This is a genomic window from Photorhabdus viridis (assembly GCF_040256935.1).
Classification (GTDB): domain Bacteria; phylum Pseudomonadota; class Gammaproteobacteria; order Enterobacterales; family Enterobacteriaceae; genus Photorhabdus; species Photorhabdus viridis.
The window spans coordinates 1-17,268 of sequence record NZ_JBEJZY010000045.1 but is presented as its reverse complement, the minus strand read 5'-3'; the positions used below and the strand labels follow the sequence as shown (position 1 = coordinate 17,268).

Sequence of the window (17,268 nt, the reverse complement as noted above, 5' to 3'; positions counted from 1 at the left end):
TAACATACAGAATTAACTAATGGAAGAAATGATACAAGCCCCAAATCAAAATTAAGAACGCAGGCAGAGGAAAGAAAAAGATACGCCAGACGATATTTCTTGGGTGAAAATCCATTCCGAAAATTACACCTGCGCACACAGCCCATATGAGTAAAATGCCTTGCCATAGGTGCAATGAACTGGTGTTGGCCGCAAAACGGGCGGGATCCCAGAAAACACAAGAAGCAAGCAGCAACGCAATAATAAGGATAAGGCCCTTTACAGGACCTTTATCCATTAGCCGATAGCATTTATCTATCAACATTATTTCTCACTATTTTCAGCGGTTTTTTCCGCTTCATTATGCTCAAGTGCTAAGGCAGCGATGATAGCGAAACTACAAGCCAAGAGCGTTCCGAGAATCCAAGCAAAATACCACATGCTCTGTGCTCCTTAGTACAGTGAATGTTTGTTATTTTCAATAAAGCTTTTGTCCAAACGCCCAAACATTTTGTAGTAACACCAAATGGTGTATCCCAGAATGATTGGGACAAAAATCAGCGCAACCACAAACATGACGCGCAGTGTCAACAGACTTGAAGTCGCATCCCACATTGTCAGGCTGACATTTGGATTAGTGATTGATGGCATAACAAATGGGAACATCGTCACACCGCAGGTCAGAATGATACAAGCAATGGTCAGTGAAGAGAACAAGAATGACCATCCTGCCCGATTCATACCGGTCATCAAGATCGTCAGCAGAGGAGAAACAACACCCAGTGCCGGTAACGCCCACAACCACGGATAGTGATTAAAATTGGTCATCCAAGCGCCAGCCTGATGAGCAACTTCTTTATGTAATGGGTTAGATTGAGCCATTGTATCCAAACCACCAGTCACAATATAACCATCAATACCATAAATCAGCCATACACCCGCCAGCAGGAAAGCAACCATTGTCACCAGCGCGCAAATATAAGTTGCGGCACGGGAACGCAGACGCAGTTCACCGGTAGTACGCATTTGCAGATAAGTTGCCCCCTGAGTCACAATCATCATCAGGCTGATCACCCCCGCTAACAAACCATATGGATTTAGCAATCCGAAGAATGAACCGCTATAGAATAAGCGTAGTTGGGAATCAACGTTAAACGGCACCCCTTGTAACAGATTACCGAATGCCACACCGATCACTAATGGCGGAACAAAACTACCGACAAATATCCCCCAATCCCACATGTTACGCCACTTACGATTTTCCAGTTTGGAACGGTAGTCAAAACCAACCGGACGGAAAAACAGCGCGGATAACACCAGAATCATGGCGACATAGAAGCCAGAGAATGCGGCGGCATAAACCGTCGGCCATGCTGCGAACAATGCCCCACCAGCGGTGATCAGCCAAACCTGGTTACCATCCCAGTGTGGCGCCACTGAGTTAATCATGATGCGGCGTTCAGTATCATTTTTACCAATGATGCGTAACAGGACACCTACGCCCATGTCAAAACCATCAGTTACCGCGAAACCGATTAGCAACACACCAATCAGCAGCCACCATATAAACCGTAGTACTTCATAATCAAACATAAGTGGACTCCCGTTTATTACTGAGCATCGTGCGCTGAAGTTGTTTTCTGTTCAAAGTGGTAGCGGCCAGTATTCAGACTGCTTGGACCACGACGGGCGAATTTGAACATCAAAAACATTTCTGCGATCAGGAACAAGGTATAAAGACCGCAAATCAGCGCCATCGAGAACAGGATATCGCTGGCTGCCAAATTGGAACTCGCCACCGCCGTTGGCAAAACTTCACCTATCGCCCACGGCTGACGACCATATTCAGCGACAAACCAGCCTGATTCTATGGCAATCCACGGCAATGGGATGCTGTACAATGCTGCGCGCAGTAACCATTTTTGCTCGCCAATACGGCCCCGGATAACGCTCCAAAACGCCAGACCAATCAACAGTAACATCAGGAAGCCGGCTGCAACCATGATACGGAATGCAAAATAGAGCGGAGCAACGCGAGGAATGGAATCTTTCGCCGCGGCTTTTATCTGCTCTTCGCTGGCATCAGTCACCTTGCTGGTATAACGTTTCAGCAACATGCCATAACCAAGGTCTTGCTTACTTTCATTGAATGCGGTACGAACCGTCGGATCCGTGTTGCCTGCCCGCAACTCTTCCAACAGTTGATAAGCTTTCATGCCATTACGGATACGCAGCTCATGCTGGTCCATCAGATCACGCAGACCAATAACCGGAGTATCGACAGAACGGGTTGCAATCAGGCCCATAAGATAAGGGATCTGAATGGCATATTTGTTTTCCATTTTATCCTGATCCGGGATACTTATCAGTGTAAAGGCTGCCGGAGGTGGCTGAGTTTCCCATTCAGCTTCAATTGCAGCGAGTTTAGTCTTCTGTACGTCACCCATTTCGTAACCGGATTCGTCACCCAGAACAATAACGGATAGCACAGCAGCGATACCAAAACTTGAAGCAATCGCAAATGAACGTTTAGCAAATGGAATATCACGGCCTTTAAGCAGGTAGTAAGAACTGATGCCAAGAACAAAAATCGCTCCTGTCACATAACCCGCCGCAACGGTATGAACAAATTTCACCTGAGCAACCGGATTCAATACCAATTCGGCAAAACTCACCATTTCCATACGCATAGTTTCAAAGTTGAAGTCAGACGCAATCGGGTTTTGCATCCAACCATTAGCAACCAGAATCCAAAGTGCGGAGAAGTTAGATCCTAACGCAACCAGCCAGGTTACCGCCAAATGCTGTTTTTTACTGAGACGATCCCAACCGAAGAAGAACAAACCGACGAATGTAGACTCCAGGAAGAACGCCATCAGACCTTCGATCGCCAGAGGCGCGCCGAAAATGTCACCGACGTAGTGAGAGAAGTATGACCAGTTAGTCCCGAACTGGAACTCCATGGTCAACCCTGTTGCGACACCCAGAGCAAAGTTAATACCAAATAACTTGCCCCAGAATTTTGTCATATCTTTGTAAATTTGTTTACCAGAGAGCACATATACCGTTTCCATAATCGCCAGCAAAAACGCCATACCGAGCGTTAGCGGAACGAACAGGAAATGATACATTGCCGTTAAGGCAAACTGTAATCGTGACAGTTCGACAATATCAAACATCTTGACTCCTTGCTCCTAGCAGGAAAGCACCGGCTTGCGGCAACCTGACTTCGTACAAGAACCTATTCAGGGCTCTAAAACGAAAATCTTATAACTACCAGCAGTAAATGCTTCTAAAATAACAACTAATTATCAAGTGAATTAAAAACCTAATTAGACTAATAGTATAGTACGCTTATATTCTCATACAATAAATACGTTTTACGTGATTTAGATTAGAATTCTGAATATAAGTCAATAATTGCGGTTATTGTTTAATGGGAACTCATTGATCAGGATCAATTTAAGCAAATTAAAAAAATAATGCCATAATAATATCTTGATTTAATACATTTTTTCTGGTCAGTGTTAATTACTTTATCTATTATTTCATTTAGGTTTGCATATTGTTAATTATTTGTTTATTTAGATAATTATTGATTTCTATATTGCTGTGAAATGACTTTTAAAATTAACTTTTTATTTTCATTCTTAAGGAAATATTATTATTAGTGTCGTCTTTATTTAATTTAAAGAAAGAGCACTAATGAAATTCAGTTTAAATTAATTGGAGAATACCAAACTGAAAATAAAGATTTAATCGCAGGCGATACTGTCCACACAAGTCCACACAAATAGAAAGGCCACTTATCAGCGGCCTCATATATAAATATTTTTTATCAGAAATTACTTACCAGCAAGTAACTCTTTCACTGCATCACCGATGTCGGCCAAACTACGAACCGTCTTCACGCCAGCGGCTTCCAGAGCAGCAAATTTTTCGTCAGCGGTTCCTTTACCACCCGCGATAATGGCGCCAGCATGGCCCATACGCTTACCTTTCGGCGCGGTAACACCTGCGATGTAGCCAACAACAGGCTTAGTTACGTGCTCTTTGATATAAGCTGCCGCTTCTTCTTCCGCAGTACCACCAATTTCACCAATCATTACGATGGCTTCGGTTTGCGGATCTTCCTGGAATAATTTCAGAATATCGATGAAGTTAGAACCTGGAATTGGGTCACCACCAATACCAACGCAGGTAGATTGTCCTAAACCTGCATCAGTGGTCTGTTTTACTGCTTCATAAGTCAGTGTACCTGAACGGGAAACGATACCGACTTTACCCGCCTGATGAATGTGGCCCGGCATAATACCGATCTTACATTCATCCGGTGTGATAACCCCCGGACAGTTAGGGCCGATCATACGAACACCCGCTTCATCCAATTTCACTTTAACAGCCAGCATATCCAGAGTCGGGATACCTTCAGTAATCGTGATGATCAGTTTGATGCCAGCGTCGATAGCTTCCAGAATGGAATCTTTACAGAATGGAGCCGGAACATAGATAACGGAAGCCGTTGCCCCGGTCGCTTCTACCGCTTCACGAACAGTATTGAAAACAGGCAATCCCAGGTGCTCAGTACCGCCTTTACCTGGCGTAACACCACCCACCATTTGGGTACCATAGGCAATTGCTTGTTCTGAATGGAAAGTACCCTGACTACCGGTAAAACCCTGACAGATAACTTTAGTGTTTTTATCGATTAAAATAGACATTATTTGGCCTCCACGGCGGCTACTGCTTGCTTCGCTGCGTCTGTCAGGCTGGTTGCAGCAATGATATTCAAGCCACTGTCAGCCAATTTTTTCGCTCCCAGTTCAGCATTGTTCCCTTCCAAACGAACAACAACCGGTACGTGAACACCCACCTCTTCCACTGCACCAATAATACCGTCAGCAATCAGGTCACAACGAACAATACCGCCAAATATGTTAACCAATACTGCTTTCACATTTTCATCTGACAGGATGATTTTAAACGCTTCTGTAACACGTTCTTTGGTTGCGCCACCACCCACATCAAGGAAGTTCGCTGGTGCGCCACCATGCAATTTAACGATATCCATCGTACCCATTGCCAAACCTGCGCCATTCACCATGCAACCAATGTTGCCATCCAACGCGACATAGTTCAGTTCCCACTGTGCCGCCTGCGCTTCACGCGGATCTTCCTGAGATGGATCATGCATTTCACGCAGTTCAGCCTGACGGAACAGTGCGTTACCATCAGCGCCCAGTTTGCCATCCAAACAAATCAGATCACCCTGAGTCGTGATAACCAGCGGATTAATTTCAACCAGAGCCAGATCGCGCTCTAGGAACAGATTTGCCAATCCTAAGAAAATTTTAGTGAATTGGCTGATTTGTTTACCGGTTAATCCCAGTTTAAATGCCAGTTCACGCCCCTGATAAGGCATAGGGCCAACCAGTGGGTCGATAATTGCTTTATGAATGAGTTCCGGAGTTTCTTCCGCAACTTTTTCAATTTCAACGCCACCTTCAGTAGAGGCCATGAACACTACACGACGCGTACCACGATCAACCACAGCGCCGAGATACAGCTCCTTCGCAATATCAGTTGCCCCTTCGACCAAAATCTGGTGAACAGGCTGCCCTTGCGCATCTGTTTGGTAAGTGACCAGACGTTTGCCCAGCCATTGTTCAGAGAAAGCGCGAATTTCTTCTTTACTGTTAACCAATTTCACGCCACCCGCTTTACCGCGACCGCCAGCGTGAACCTGGCACTTAACCACCCAAGGGCCAGCACCAATTTTAGATGCTGCTTCTTCTGCTTCACGCGGTGTAGTGCAGGCATAACCAGCCGGAGCGGGTAAACCATACCGTGCAAAAAGCTGTTTTGCCTGATACTCGTGTAAATTCATGATGTTCTATCCATAATCTAGTCTGAGAAGAGCAAATTGCTCTCTTAATTTTTTTGTTGCTCTGGATATAGCCAGTCCAAAGACTGGCTGTGCATGTACATTGGTTTATTTCAGACCGGGCAGATATTAGCGCGTATCTGCCCTTATTATGTTGCTATACGTCCAGCAGCAAACGTGCAGGATCTTCCAGCATTTCTTTGATGGTCACTAGGAAGCCTACAGACTCGCGTCCATCGATCAGACGGTGGTCATAAGACAGCGCCAGATACATCATCGGAAGGATCTCTACCTGACCATTCACCGCCATCGGACGATCTTTAATGGCATGCATACCAAGAATCGCGCTCTGTGGCGGGTTAATGATCGGTGTAGACATTAAAGAGCCGAATACACCGCCATTAGTAATCGTGAAATTACCACCGGTCAGCTCTTCGACGGTCAATTTACCATCACGGCCTTTGATAGCCAGCTCTTTAATACGTTTTTCGAGTTCAGCCATGCTCAATGCATCCGCATCACGCAGTACCGGCGTTACCAGACCACGCGGTGTAGATACCGCAATACTGATATCGAAATAGTTGTGGTAAACCACATCCGCGCCATCAATAGAAGCATTCACTTCCGGATAGCGTTTCAGTGCTTCAACCACCGCTTTCACATAAAAAGACATAAAGCCCAGACGCACACCGTGGCGTTTTTCAAACGCTTCGCCGTACAGCTTACGCATTTCCTGAATCGGCTTCATGTTAACTTCGTTAAACGTCGTCAACATCGCAGTGTTGTTTTTCGCTTCCAGCAGACGTTCAGCCACGCGCTTACGCAGGCGAGTCATTGGAACACGTTTTTCGCTGCGGTGCGGCAACAAAGAATCCTGGACAGAAGCAGAAACTTCTGCTGTTTTATTACCCGCTTTTTCGTTATCAGCCATATGTTTTTCCACGTCTTCGCGGACAATACGCCCACCAACACCACTGCCTTTAATCGCTTTGGCATCAAGATCATGCTCTGCAATCAGACGGCGAACCGCCGGGCTGAGTGCGTCGTTGCTCTCTTCTTCCAAACCCGCAGTCTGGCGTTTAGCCAAAGTCGCTTCCGTTTTTTCTTTTACTTCTGTCGGCTTACCCGTGCTATCGCCCAAACGGATACGACCAAGAAGCTGACTGGACAGAACGGTTGCATCTTTCACTTCCAAAATGGCTTCTAAAACACCGGCTTCACTGGCAGGCACTTCCAGCACCACTTTATCCGTTTCGATTTCAACCAGCACTTCATCACGTTCAACACGGTCACCCTCTTTTTTGTGCCAGACTGCAACAGTGGCATCAGCAACAGACTCGGGCAAAACAGGAACCAGAATATCTACGCTACTCATTTTCTATCCTTATTTATTCAACGTTCAGTGCGTCATTAACCAGCTCTTGCTGCTGCTGCTGGTGAACTGACGTATATCCAACTGCCGGAGAAGCAGACGCAGGACGACCTGCATAACGTAAAGAAGCCCCGAACGGGATCACTTCACGGAAGTTATGCTGACTGCAATACCAAGCCCCTTGGTTTAACGGCTCTTCTTGGCACCAGACAAAATCGTGTACATGAGCATACTGCTCCAATGCTGATTGAACATCCTGATGAGGGAATGGATACAGTTGTTCAACACGCACGATAGCGACATCAGTTTGTTCGTTCTTACGGCGTTGCTCCAACAGGTCGTAATAAACTTTACCTGAACAGAGTACAACCCGTTTAATACCTTTAGGATCCAGCGCATCAGCTTCACCGATAACTGTCTGGAATTTACCGTTAGCCAGTTCATCCAGGCTGGATATCGCTAATGGATGACGTAACAGTGACTTCGGTGACATGACAATCAATGGACGACGCATACCACGCAGGGCCTGACGGCGAAGCATGTGGTAGACCTGAGCCGGCGTTGACGGTACGCAAACCTGCATGTTCTGTTCTGCACACAGTTGCAGATAGCGTTCCAAGCGGGCTGAAGAGTGCTCAGGCCCCTGACCTTCATAACCATGCGGCAACAGCATAACCAGACCGCACATACGGCCCCATTTCTGCTCACCAGAGCTGATGAACTGGTCAATAACAACCTGTGCCCCGTTAGCGAAATCACCAAACTGTGCTTCCCAGATAGTCAGAGCGCGAGGTTCCGTTGTCGCATAGCCATACTCAAACGCCAGAACCGCTTCTTCAGACAGAACAGAATCCCATACATCGAATGCGCCCTGACCGTTATGAACGTTCGACAGAGGCACATAAACAGAACCATTAGCCTGATTATGAATAACAGCATGACGATGGAAGAAAGTACCACGGCCCGCGTCTTCACCGGATAAACGCACCGGAATGCCTTCATCAACTAAAGTCGCGTAGGCTAAATTTTCCGCCCCCCCCCAATCGAACAATTTATCGCCGTTCGCCATCTCTGCGCGGTCATTATAAATTTTCGCTACGCGGGAGTGCATTGCCACTTCTTCCGGGACAGAACTGATACGTCGGCCCAGATCCTGCAAACGCTTAATATCGACTTTATGTGGATATTCTTCATCCCAATCGTGATTAAGATAAGGCTCCCATGTAAATGAGTGCAGCCCCATTGAGCGCCACTCTTCAACGACACAGTCACCACGGTCGAGGGCGTCACGATACAGGTTAACAATCTCAGTCACATCATCGACTGATATCAACTGCTCAGCAACCAGCTTATCAGCGTAGATTTTACGTGGCGTTGGGTGTTTCTTAATTTTCTGATACATCATTGGCTGAGTCGCGCTTGGTTCATCAGCTTCGTTATGACCATGACGGCGGTAACACACCAGATCGATCATCACGTCACGTTTAAAGGCATTACGGAAATCCAGAGCCAGGCGGGTAACGAACGCTACTGCTTCCGGATCGTCTGCGTTAACGTGGAAAATCGGCGCCTGCACCATTTTGATGATATCGGTACAGTATTGTGTTGAACGGGCATCTTTCGGGTTAGACGTTGTGAAACCAATCTGGTTGTTGATAACAATACGAATTGTACCACCCACTTCATAACCACGGGCCTGAGACATGTTCAGGGTTTCCTGCACAACGCCCTGACCGGTAACGGCGGCATCACCGTGGATAGTGATTGGTAAGACCATATTACTGCGGCCTTCATCCAGACGATCACGGCGGGCGCGTACTGAACCAATAACCACAGGGCTGACAATCTCAAGGTGAGATGGGTTAAATGCCAATGCCAAATGAACCTTAGCGCCCTCGGTGGCAAAATCGGATGAGAAACCCTGATGGTATTTCACATCGCCGGTACCAAGGTGCTCTTTATGCTTACCAGCAAACTCATCGAACAGATCCGCCGGTTTTTTGCCTAAGATATTAACCAGAACGTTGAGGCGACCACGATGAGCCATCCCCATTACAACTTCCCGCGTATCGTGCTTACCCGCATGACGGATAAGATCTTTCAACATGGGGATCAATGCATCGCCACCTTCAAGAGAGAAACGTTTCGCTCCCGGAAACTTCGCGCCCAGATAACGTTCCAAACCTTCAGCTGCCGTCAGTTCCGCCAGAAAACGCCGTTTTTCCTCTGCGCTGAACTGAGAGCTGACGGTGACAGATTCCAGACGCTGCTGAATCCAACGTTTTTCTTCCGTATTCGTAATGTGCATGTATTCAGCGCCAATAGAACCGCAATAAGTGCGTTTCAGTGCTTCATACAGATCAGCCAACTTCATCGTTTCTTTGCCGATAGCAAAAGAACCTACATTAAATGTCTCTGCAAAATCAGCTTCCGTCAGATTATGGAAAGCAGGATCTAAATCAGGAACATTATCCTGTTTCCATAATCCCAACGGGTCAAGACTCGCATTTTGATGGCCGCGGAAACGGAATGCGTTGATGAGCTGCAAAACTTTAACTTGTTTTGCATCCATTGCCGGATCGCTGACAGAGGAGTGATAACGCGTAGTATCTTTCGCAAGGCGGCGGAAGTAATCACGCGTCTGCGAGTGGAGTTGTTCACCGCTTAATCCCGCATTCGGCAATTGTTGGAAAATTTCTTTCCAACTTGCATCAACGGAGTTTGGATCGGTTATATAGTCTTCATAGACTTGCTCTATGTAAGACTGGTTTGAGCCAGCCAGGAAGCTTGAATCCAGCCAGTCCTTCATTGCGCCGTTCTGCATTGTGATCCCTTAAGCTTTAAAAGCTTTAGTTTTCGCCGTGGTTAACTATCACCGCTTAAATGCGGTGTCGATAAAAGGTTCATTTGGACGTGCTTTATGCATGTTCTCTTTTGGGTTTCGGAACCCTTCAAGGAACCTTTAAAAACCGTTAAATGGTTTTTAAAGGTTCCTTGCCTCAAAGCTTTTGTCATCATTAGCAGTTGGCAACTCATCATTCTCAATTCTTTGCGCCCTCCGCAGATAAAACTGCGCGGAGGGCAGGCCAATTACGCGCTATGTTTTAACAACATAGACTTAATATGACCAATGGCTTTTGTTGGATTTAACCCTTTAGGGCACACACTGACGCAATTCATGATGCTATGACAGCGGAAAACACTGAAAGCATCATTCAGCTTATCTAACCGTGAATCGGTTTCAGTATCTCGACTGTCGATCAGGAAGCGATATGCTGCCAGCAAACCTGCAGGTCCGATAAATTTATCTGGATTCCACCAGAATGACGGACAAGAAGTTGAACAACATGCACACAGAATACATTCATACAGGCCATCCAGTTTTTCCCTTTGTGCAGGCGACTGTAAATGCTCACGCGCCGGTGGGTTTTTACCGTCATTCAGCAAATATGGGCGAATCTTCTCATATTGCGCATAGAATTGTCCCATATCCACAACCAGATCACGGATAACCGGCAAACCCGGCAGCGGACGGATCACAATCTTCTTGCTGCCACGCCGTAAAGCCGAAACCGGTGTAATACAGGCCAGACCATTTTTACCATTCATGTTGAGGCCATCAGAACCACAAACTCCTTCACGGCAAGAACGACGGAAAGAGAGTGTTGGATCCTGCTCTTTAAGCTGGATTAACACATCCAGCAACATCATGTCACGCCCATCTTTTGCTTCCAGCGTGTAATCCTGCATACGAGGCGCGCTGTCAACATCCGGGTTGTAACGATAAATCGAAAATTCAAGTTTCATAATCTATTCCTTCGCAACTGGATCATCAGCTCATTAGTAAGTACGCGCTTTCGGCGGAAATGCTTCACGCAGTTTTGGCTGCATGTTGACATCACGACGCGTCATGGTCTCAGTTTGCGGCAGATAGAGGGTATGACATAACCAGTTCGCATCATCACGATCAGGATAGTCGAAACGGCTATGAGCACCACGGCTCTCAGTACGAAAATTAGCGGCAACCGCTGTAGAAAACGCCGTTTCCATCAGGTTATCAAGCTCCAGACACTCAATTCTCTGGGTGTTGAACTCTGAGGAAGTATCATCCAAACGCGCACTTTTCAATCGTTCACGGATAACTTTCAGCTCTTCCAGGCCCTTCGCCATTGCATCACCTTCACGGAATACCGAGAAGTTATTCTGCATACACGCCTGCAAATCTTTACGAATTTCCACCGGATCTTCGCCAGTATGGGTGCTGTTCCAACGATTTAGACGTTGCAGAGATTGCTCAATATCAGATTCACTGGCTTCGCGGCTGGTACCCTGCTCCATCAGTGACTCTTTCAGATGTAAACCGGCAGAACGGCCAAACACCACCAAATCAAGCAGAGAGTTACCCCCCAGACGGTTTGCGCCGTGAACCGATACGCAGGCAATTTCACCAACAGCGAATAGGCCCGGAATAACCATATCTTCACCTTTCTCGTTCACAGCCAGCGCCTGACCGGTCACTTTAGTTGGGATACCGCCCATCATATAGTGGCAGGTTGGAATAACCGGAATCGGCTCTTTTACCGGATCAGCGTGGGCAAAAGTACGGGACAGCTCAAGAATGCCCGGCAGACGAGATTCCAGCACCTCTTTGCCTAAATGATCCAATTTCAGTTTAACATGAGGCCCCCAAGGACCATCACAACCACGGCCTTCGCGGATTTCGATCATGATAGAACGGGCCACCACATCACGGCCAGCCAAGTCTTTGGCATTTGGCGCGTAACGCTCCATAAAGCGCTCACCATCTTTATTCAGCAAATAACCGCCTTCACCACGGCAACCTTCGGTTACCAGAACCCCAGCTCCCGCGATACCGGTCGGATGGAATTGCCACATTTCCATATCCTGCACAGGTACACCGGCACGCAGTGCCATACCGACGCCGTCACCGGTATTAATGTGGGCGTTGGTTGTCGATTGATAAATACGGCCTGCGCCACCGGTTGCCAGAATTGTCGCCTTCGCTTTGAAATAAACAACTTCACCGGTTTCAATCGAGATAGCGGTACAGCCCACAATGCTGCCATCTTGGTTTTTAACCAGATCCAACGAATACCATTCAGAAAAAATAGTGGTGTGATTCTTTAAGTTCTGCTGATACAGGGTGTGCAACAATGCGTGACCGGTACGGTCTGCCGCTGCGGCTGTACGTGCGGCCTGTTCACCACCAAAGTTTTTTGACTGACCACCGAATGGACGCTGATAAACACGGCCGTCATCCAAACGAGAAAATGGCAATCCCATGTGTTCCAGCTCCAGAATAGCTTCCGGGCCAGTCTTACACATGTATTCAATCGCATCCTGGTCACCGATATAGTCGGAACCTTTTACCGTGTCATACATGTGCCACTCCCAGTTATCTTCATGGGAATTGCCCAGCGCAACGGTAATACCACCCTGCGCGGATACAGTATGAGAACGGGTTGGGAATACTTTGGAAATCAAAGCACAGGATAATCCCATTTGTGAAATTTGCAGCGCGGCGCGCATACCCGCGCCACCTGCGCCAATAACGACCGCGTCAAACTCTCTTACCGGCAGTTTCATCTATACACCCCACACTACAATTGTTCCGTAAATCAAGTAAGCCATCAGTGCAACAATAATCGCCAATTGCAACACCAAACGCAGCGCCAGTGGCTTTATATAGTCAGTCAGTACTTGCCACATACCAATCCAGGCGTGAGCCAGAATGGAAAACAGTGCCAGCACGGTGAAGACTTTAGTGATGGATGAGGAGAAGAAACCCCGCCAGACTTCATAAGTGATATCCGACGTTGTCGCGACGAAGCCCAACATATAGAGAACATATAAAACAATAATGATTGCGGACGCGCGCAATAATAACCAATCATGGATACCCGTGCGACCTAATGCAGAAGCGTTACTTACCATACCAATACTCCAGCCAAAATCGACAGAATCACAGCAATCCCGATTGCCACTTTGGCAGAGAGACTACCGACCGCTAAATTTTCTTCCAAGTAGCCGAAATCCATCAACATATGACGGATACCACCACAGATATGGTAAGCCAGTGCGGTCAGAATGCCCCACACGATAAACTTAGCGAAAAATCCCGTCATAATATCGGCGGCTTGCTGAAACCCTTCTTGCGAGGAGAGAGACATCCCTAACAACCAGAGAAGAATTCCTACTGCAATGAAAGTAATGACGCCAGAGACACGGTGCAAGATCGAGGCTATTGCAGAGACTGGAAAGTGTATCGTCTGCAAATCAAGGTTGACAGGTCTTTGTTTTTTCACAATTTTGCCCACACAGCTCTTTTATTATTTTCCTTCCTCCGGACCTGGGCGGAAATCAGACAGCGATAAGGGGATACAAAGACACAACATTTAATCAAGATGAGAAATCCTTCATGTTAAAAAATGTCGTGGTTTAGTTACGCTGGGTGCTCCTACAGCAGGGTAATCCGGAGACCTAGCGGCAGTATATGTGCTTCACATTATTATTACAATTCCAACACAATATGATTAGCTACATTTCCACTGAACAGTGATTAAGATCACGATTCAAACATATTGCACAAAATTAATTATCTTGTTTGACAAACTTTAAACATTTATCTTACATATATGGTTGAAAATACTTTTGAGATTGATTTCCGATAAAAGGAAAGACTTCACTAAAAGCTAAAGTTATGTAACTGTGTAGTCCACACAAATCATAATCTTTTTTGTAGTCATGCATAAAACATAACACTCAAAAACTCGCTAACAATCTGAAAACCATTGTCGTCCGGGGTGAGATTTCAGCCTTAAATGTGATATTGGACTGATTTCAAATTTTTTCCGGTGGTACAGTGCCAGGGAGCACAGTATAAGAACCTATTCCGTTGGGCATATTGGCGTAGGTCATTCTTGTCAATAAATTGAGGGCACAGATCGCGCGCAAAAACCGGAATATGCACGCAGTCTGTAAAAAGCGATTCACTCACAAATCGCTCACCAACGCGGGCCATACCAAACAAAGTGCGTTCAAAAGTGATCGCTTTTGTCAGAGCACTCCAGGCCCGTTTATGACCAAAAGAATGGTCAATAAAATAGCCTGATGAGATAGACCCTATACTGTATCTTTCTGCCGTGGTTGTTAAGAGTTATAAAAATGAAAGCGCTAAGGAGACTGTAATGGCAGATAACAAAGCAACTCTAACCCCCCCAAATGGTACAGTTGCTATTGAATTGGACGTGCTAACACCGACCCTTGGGTCTCAAGTCATCGACGTCCGTACTCTTGGCTCCAAAGGTTTTTATACCTACGACCCTGGTTTTACTTCCACAGCATCTTGCGAATCCAAGATCACCTACATTGATGGTAATGAAGGCGTATTGCTTCACCGTGGTTTCCCTATCGATCAGCTGGCGACAAAATCCACTTATCTGGAAGTTTGCTATATCCTGCTTTATGGCGAAACACCAACACAAGAACAGTTTGAGAAATTCAAAAAAACCGTTACCCGCCATACCATGATCCACGAACAGATCCATCGTCTGTTCAACGGCTTCCGCCGTGATTCTCATCCAATGGCAGTACTGTGCGGCGTCACCGGTGCTCTGGCGGCTTTCTATCACGATGCCCTTGATGTGAACAATCCGCGTCATCGTGACATTACCGCGTACCGCCTGCTGTCCAAAATGCCGACAGTGGCTGCAATGTGCTACAAATATTCTATTGGTCAACCGTTCGTTTATCCACGCAATGATCTCTCCTATGCCGGCAATTTCCTGCATATGATGTTCTCCACACCATGCGAAGAATATAAAGTGAATCCGGTGCTGGAACGTGCCATGGATCGCATTTTTATCCTACATGCCGACCACGAACAGAACGCCTCTACCTCAACAGTACGTACCGCAGGTTCTTCCGGCGCTAACCCATTTGCCTGTATCGCCGCAGGTATCGCTTCCCTTTGGGGGCCTGCGCATGGCGGCGCAAACGAAGCTTGTCTGCGTATGCTGGAAGAAATTCAGTCAGTTGAGCATATTCCTGAATTTATTGAACGCGCCAAAGATAAGAACGACGCTTTCCGCCTGATGGGATTTGGTCATCGTGTTTACAAAAACTATGATCCGCGCGCAACAGTCATGCGTGAAACCTGCCATGAAGTGCTGGATGAACTCGGCCTAAATGACAGCCTGCTGGAAGTTGCGATGGAGCTTGAACGTATCGCTCTGCACGATCCGTACTTTATTGAGAAAAAATTGTATCCGAACGTGGATTTCTATTCAGGTATTATCCTGAAAGCCATGGGTATTCCATCCACCATGTTCACTGTTATTTTTGCCATTGCCCGTACTATCGGCTGGATAGCCCACTGGAACGAAATGCATGATAACGGTGTGAAAATCGCCCGCCCTCGTCAACTCTACACCGGCTACACTCAACGTGATTTCCAAAGCCAGTTGAAAAAACAATAACAAAATCCGATTACGATTAAGGGCAAAGCTCTAACTTGATAGTTAGGGCTTTTATTTAATTGAGGAAATGACCTTATACGAATTGATGTTACACCAGTACGACTGAAATCACTGTAAAAATTGATCTCGTCATCTTCCTTGTGTATGCTCATTTTTCAAGAGCGGATATGCACCATCCTGCTCCCTAAATTATCAAACGTAGCCACCGCTTGCGTGTGTAGCCGGATCACTAGGATCAAAATTCACAATTCTATAAAGCGGATAAAACAACGTTAATTATGAAAATATGAAAAGTTTGTCAAAAGCTTTGAAGCCCACTCTGGTGGGCTTCGTTTATTATCGTATTCGAAAAACTTGATCAAGCCGGATTGGGAATATCAATAAAAGTCACATCCAGCCCATAATTATCAGCTAACCACTCACCCAATGCCTTAACACCATAACGCTCAGTGGCATGATGGCCTGCCGCATAAAAATGCAGTCCCATTTCACGAGCGATATGAACAGTCTGCTCTGAAACTTCACCGGTAATAAACGCATCAACACCAAATTCAGCCGCCGGTTGAATAAAGCTCTGCCCACCGCCGGTACACCAAGCAAGAGTGCGAATCTCTGCGGGTGCACTATCACCCACATGCAATGCCTTACGACCCAGCGCCTGTTCAATGCGTGAAGCTAACTCAACCGGCGTTATTGGCTGATCAAACTCCCCATACGGCACGAATGGTTCAATCAGCCCGACAACTTTCGCCCCAATCTTCTGTGCCAGTTGCACGTTATTTCCCAGTGATAGATGGGCATCCAGCGGCAAATGGTAGCCATATAAATTAATGTCATTGCAGAGCAACGTCTTCAGGCGACGATGTTTCATGCCACGAATCACTGCCGGTTCATTTTTCCAAAAATAGCCATGATGAACGATAATCGCATCAGCCTGATGGCGAACCGCTTCATCCAATAACGCCTGACAAGCTGTGACACCGGTAACGACCCGCTGAATATGAGGACGCCCTTCAACTTGTAAACCATTGGGCGCATAATCCTGAAACTCGCCAACATTCAGCTCTTGGTTAATCACATTTTCCAGCTCAATATTATGCATCATATTCGTCCTGTATTTGGTTGTGTGGGAGTAACATACCCATCTGCACCGACCATAGCAATTGAGCTTTGTGATTTTTCCGATTTCGGATAAAGCAAAACATCAGTTATTTCTGACTTGAGCAACCAGCTCGGATTGCTCTAACCATACAGGCTTATCGCTGGTTTTTACCCATACACGGTACAAATAACTGTAAAAACGAGCACGATCACAACGAAACAACATAACCGGCAGCGCCAACACACCTACAGTTACAGCACCAATACGACGTAACAAAATCTGGTGCCGAGGATATTTACGATATGCAGACATATTAGACCCTCGTGACTGCTCCCCGCCCTGTCGGGCGAGGCTTCCCACTTCCTAGGCCGCAACCGTCTGTGTGACGGATTTACACTGGCCTCCATGGGCAGAAACGACGAGTCCCGCCGCT

Annotated in this window: 15 protein-coding genes and 1 pseudogene; 1 reads left to right on the top strand and 15 read right to left on the bottom strand. The window is 46.5% G+C overall.

What is annotated here, in order from left to right:
- Window positions 1-16: 16 nt before the first annotated feature.
- The 12 genes from ybgE to sdhC all read right to left on the bottom strand — a co-directional run bounded on the left by ybgE (window position 17) and on the right by sdhC (window position 13,573).
- A complete protein-coding gene (gene ybgE / locus ABR397_RS17785; RefSeq protein ID WP_350306896.1) occupies window positions 17-304 on the bottom strand; it encodes a cyd operon protein YbgE in 288 nt (95 codons plus the stop codon).
- Window positions 304-420, bottom strand: a complete 117-nt coding sequence (gene cydX, locus ABR397_RS17780; protein ID WP_021325053.1) for a cytochrome bd-I oxidase subunit CydX — start codon at window positions 418-420, stop codon at window positions 304-306. Before cydX ends, ybgE begins: the two co-directional genes overlap by 1 nt.
- 12 nt (window positions 421-432) lie before the next feature.
- Complete coding sequence (gene cydB, locus ABR397_RS17775) at window positions 433-1,572, bottom strand: cytochrome d ubiquinol oxidase subunit II (RefSeq protein ID WP_350306895.1); 1,140 nt, start codon at window positions 1,570-1,572, stop codon at window positions 433-435.
- A 17-nt stretch (window positions 1,573-1,589) separates the two neighbouring features.
- Window positions 1,590-3,158, bottom strand: a complete 1,569-nt coding sequence (gene cydA, locus ABR397_RS17770; protein ID WP_021325055.1) for a cytochrome ubiquinol oxidase subunit I — start codon at window positions 3,156-3,158, stop codon at window positions 1,590-1,592.
- 666 nt (window positions 3,159-3,824) lie between these two features.
- Window positions 3,825-4,700, bottom strand: coding sequence for a succinate--CoA ligase subunit alpha (gene sucD / locus ABR397_RS17765; RefSeq protein ID WP_350306894.1), 876 nt, complete (start codon window positions 4,698-4,700; stop codon window positions 3,825-3,827).
- On the bottom strand, window positions 4,700-5,866 hold the full coding sequence (gene sucC, locus ABR397_RS17760) for an ADP-forming succinate--CoA ligase subunit beta (protein WP_350306893.1): 1,167 nt from the start codon (window positions 5,864-5,866) through the stop codon (window positions 4,700-4,702). Before sucC ends, sucD begins: the two co-directional genes overlap by 1 nt.
- Before the next feature lie 154 nt (window positions 5,867-6,020).
- Window positions 6,021-7,238: a 2-oxoglutarate dehydrogenase complex dihydrolipoyllysine-residue succinyltransferase gene (gene odhB / locus ABR397_RS17755; protein ID WP_350306892.1), complete on the bottom strand. Its 1,218-nt coding sequence runs from the start codon at window positions 7,236-7,238 to the stop codon at window positions 6,021-6,023.
- A 13-nt stretch (window positions 7,239-7,251) separates the two neighbouring features.
- On the bottom strand, window positions 7,252-10,059 hold the full coding sequence (gene sucA, locus ABR397_RS17750) for a 2-oxoglutarate dehydrogenase E1 component (RefSeq protein ID WP_350306891.1): 2,808 nt from the start codon (window positions 10,057-10,059) through the stop codon (window positions 7,252-7,254).
- Between the two features lie 266 nt (window positions 10,060-10,325).
- Window positions 10,326-11,042: a succinate dehydrogenase iron-sulfur subunit gene (locus ABR397_RS17745; protein ID WP_350306890.1), complete on the bottom strand. Its 717-nt coding sequence runs from the start codon at window positions 11,040-11,042 to the stop codon at window positions 10,326-10,328.
- 33 nt (window positions 11,043-11,075) lie between these two features.
- Window positions 11,076-12,842, bottom strand: a complete 1,767-nt coding sequence (gene sdhA, locus ABR397_RS17740) for a succinate dehydrogenase flavoprotein subunit (protein ID WP_350306889.1) — start codon at window positions 12,840-12,842, stop codon at window positions 11,076-11,078.
- A complete protein-coding gene (gene sdhD, locus ABR397_RS17735) occupies window positions 12,843-13,190 on the bottom strand; it encodes a succinate dehydrogenase membrane anchor subunit (protein ID WP_350306888.1) in 348 nt (115 codons plus the stop codon). It abuts the gene before it with no gap.
- Window positions 13,184-13,573 carry a succinate dehydrogenase cytochrome b556 subunit gene (sdhC, locus tag ABR397_RS17730; protein WP_036780848.1) on the bottom strand — a complete coding sequence of 130 codons (390 nt, stop codon included), beginning with the start codon at window positions 13,571-13,573 and terminating at the stop codon, window positions 13,184-13,186. Before sdhC ends, sdhD begins: the two co-directional genes overlap by 7 nt.
- 870 nt (window positions 13,574-14,443) lie before the next feature.
- Between sdhC and ABR397_RS17725 the strand changes: the two genes are divergently transcribed.
- Window positions 14,444-15,733, top strand: coding sequence for a citrate synthase (locus ABR397_RS17725; protein WP_350306887.1), 1,290 nt, complete (start codon window positions 14,444-14,446; stop codon window positions 15,731-15,733).
- Between the two features lie 358 nt (window positions 15,734-16,091).
- On the opposite strand, the gene ABR397_RS17720 is transcribed toward ABR397_RS17725, so the two are convergent.
- The 3 genes and pseudogenes from ABR397_RS17720 to ABR397_RS17710 all read right to left on the bottom strand — a co-directional run.
- A complete protein-coding gene (locus tag ABR397_RS17720; RefSeq protein WP_350306914.1) occupies window positions 16,092-16,835 on the bottom strand; it encodes a type 2 GTP cyclohydrolase I in 744 nt (247 codons plus the stop codon).
- A 102-nt stretch (window positions 16,836-16,937) separates the two neighbouring features.
- Window positions 16,938-17,147, bottom strand: a complete 210-nt coding sequence (locus ABR397_RS17715) for a YbfA family protein (RefSeq protein ID WP_021325062.1) — start codon at window positions 17,145-17,147, stop codon at window positions 16,938-16,940.
- Between the two features lie 51 nt (window positions 17,148-17,198).
- A pseudogene (locus tag ABR397_RS17710) lies at window positions 17,199-17,268 on the bottom strand (RNA-guided endonuclease InsQ/TnpB family protein); the annotation flags it as partial.

Bases quoted from the DNA above. Each gene is read 5' to 3' on its own strand.
- ybgE (WP_350306896.1), bottom strand. From the start codon at position 304: ATGTTGATAGATAAATGCTATCGGCTAATGGATAAAGGTCCTGTAAAG.
- cydX (WP_021325053.1), bottom strand. From the start codon at position 420: ATGTGGTATTTTGCTTGGATTCTCGGAACGCTCTTGGCTTGTAGTTTC.
- cydB (WP_350306895.1), bottom strand. From the start codon at position 1,572: ATGTTTGATTATGAAGTACTACGGTTTATATGGTGGCTGCTGATTGGT.
- cydA (WP_021325055.1), bottom strand. From the start codon at position 3,158: ATGTTTGATATTGTCGAACTGTCACGATTACAGTTTGCCTTAACGGCA.
- sucD (WP_350306894.1), bottom strand. From the start codon at position 4,700: ATGTCTATTTTAATCGATAAAAACACTAAAGTTATCTGTCAGGGTTTT.
- sucC (WP_350306893.1), bottom strand. From the start codon at position 5,866: ATGAATTTACACGAGTATCAGGCAAAACAGCTTTTTGCACGGTATGGT.
- odhB (WP_350306892.1), bottom strand. From the start codon at position 7,238: ATGAGTAGCGTAGATATTCTGGTTCCTGTTTTGCCCGAGTCTGTTGCT.
- sucA (WP_350306891.1), bottom strand. From the start codon at position 10,059: ATGCAGAACGGCGCAATGAAGGACTGGCTGGATTCAAGCTTCCTGGCT.
- ABR397_RS17745 (WP_350306890.1), bottom strand. From the start codon at position 11,042: ATGAAACTTGAATTTTCGATTTATCGTTACAACCCGGATGTTGACAGC.
- sdhA (WP_350306889.1), bottom strand. From the start codon at position 12,842: ATGAAACTGCCGGTAAGAGAGTTTGACGCGGTCGTTATTGGCGCAGGT.
- sdhD (WP_350306888.1), bottom strand. From the start codon at position 13,190: ATGGTAAGTAACGCTTCTGCATTAGGTCGCACGGGTATCCATGATTGG.
- ABR397_RS17725 (WP_350306887.1), top strand. From the start codon at position 14,444: ATGGCAGATAACAAAGCAACTCTAACCCCCCCAAATGGTACAGTTGCT.
- ABR397_RS17720 (WP_350306914.1), bottom strand. From the start codon at position 16,835: ATGCATAATATTGAGCTGGAAAATGTGATTAACCAAGAGCTGAATGTT.
- ABR397_RS17715 (WP_021325062.1), bottom strand. From the start codon at position 17,147: ATGTCTGCATATCGTAAATATCCTCGGCACCAGATTTTGTTACGTCGT.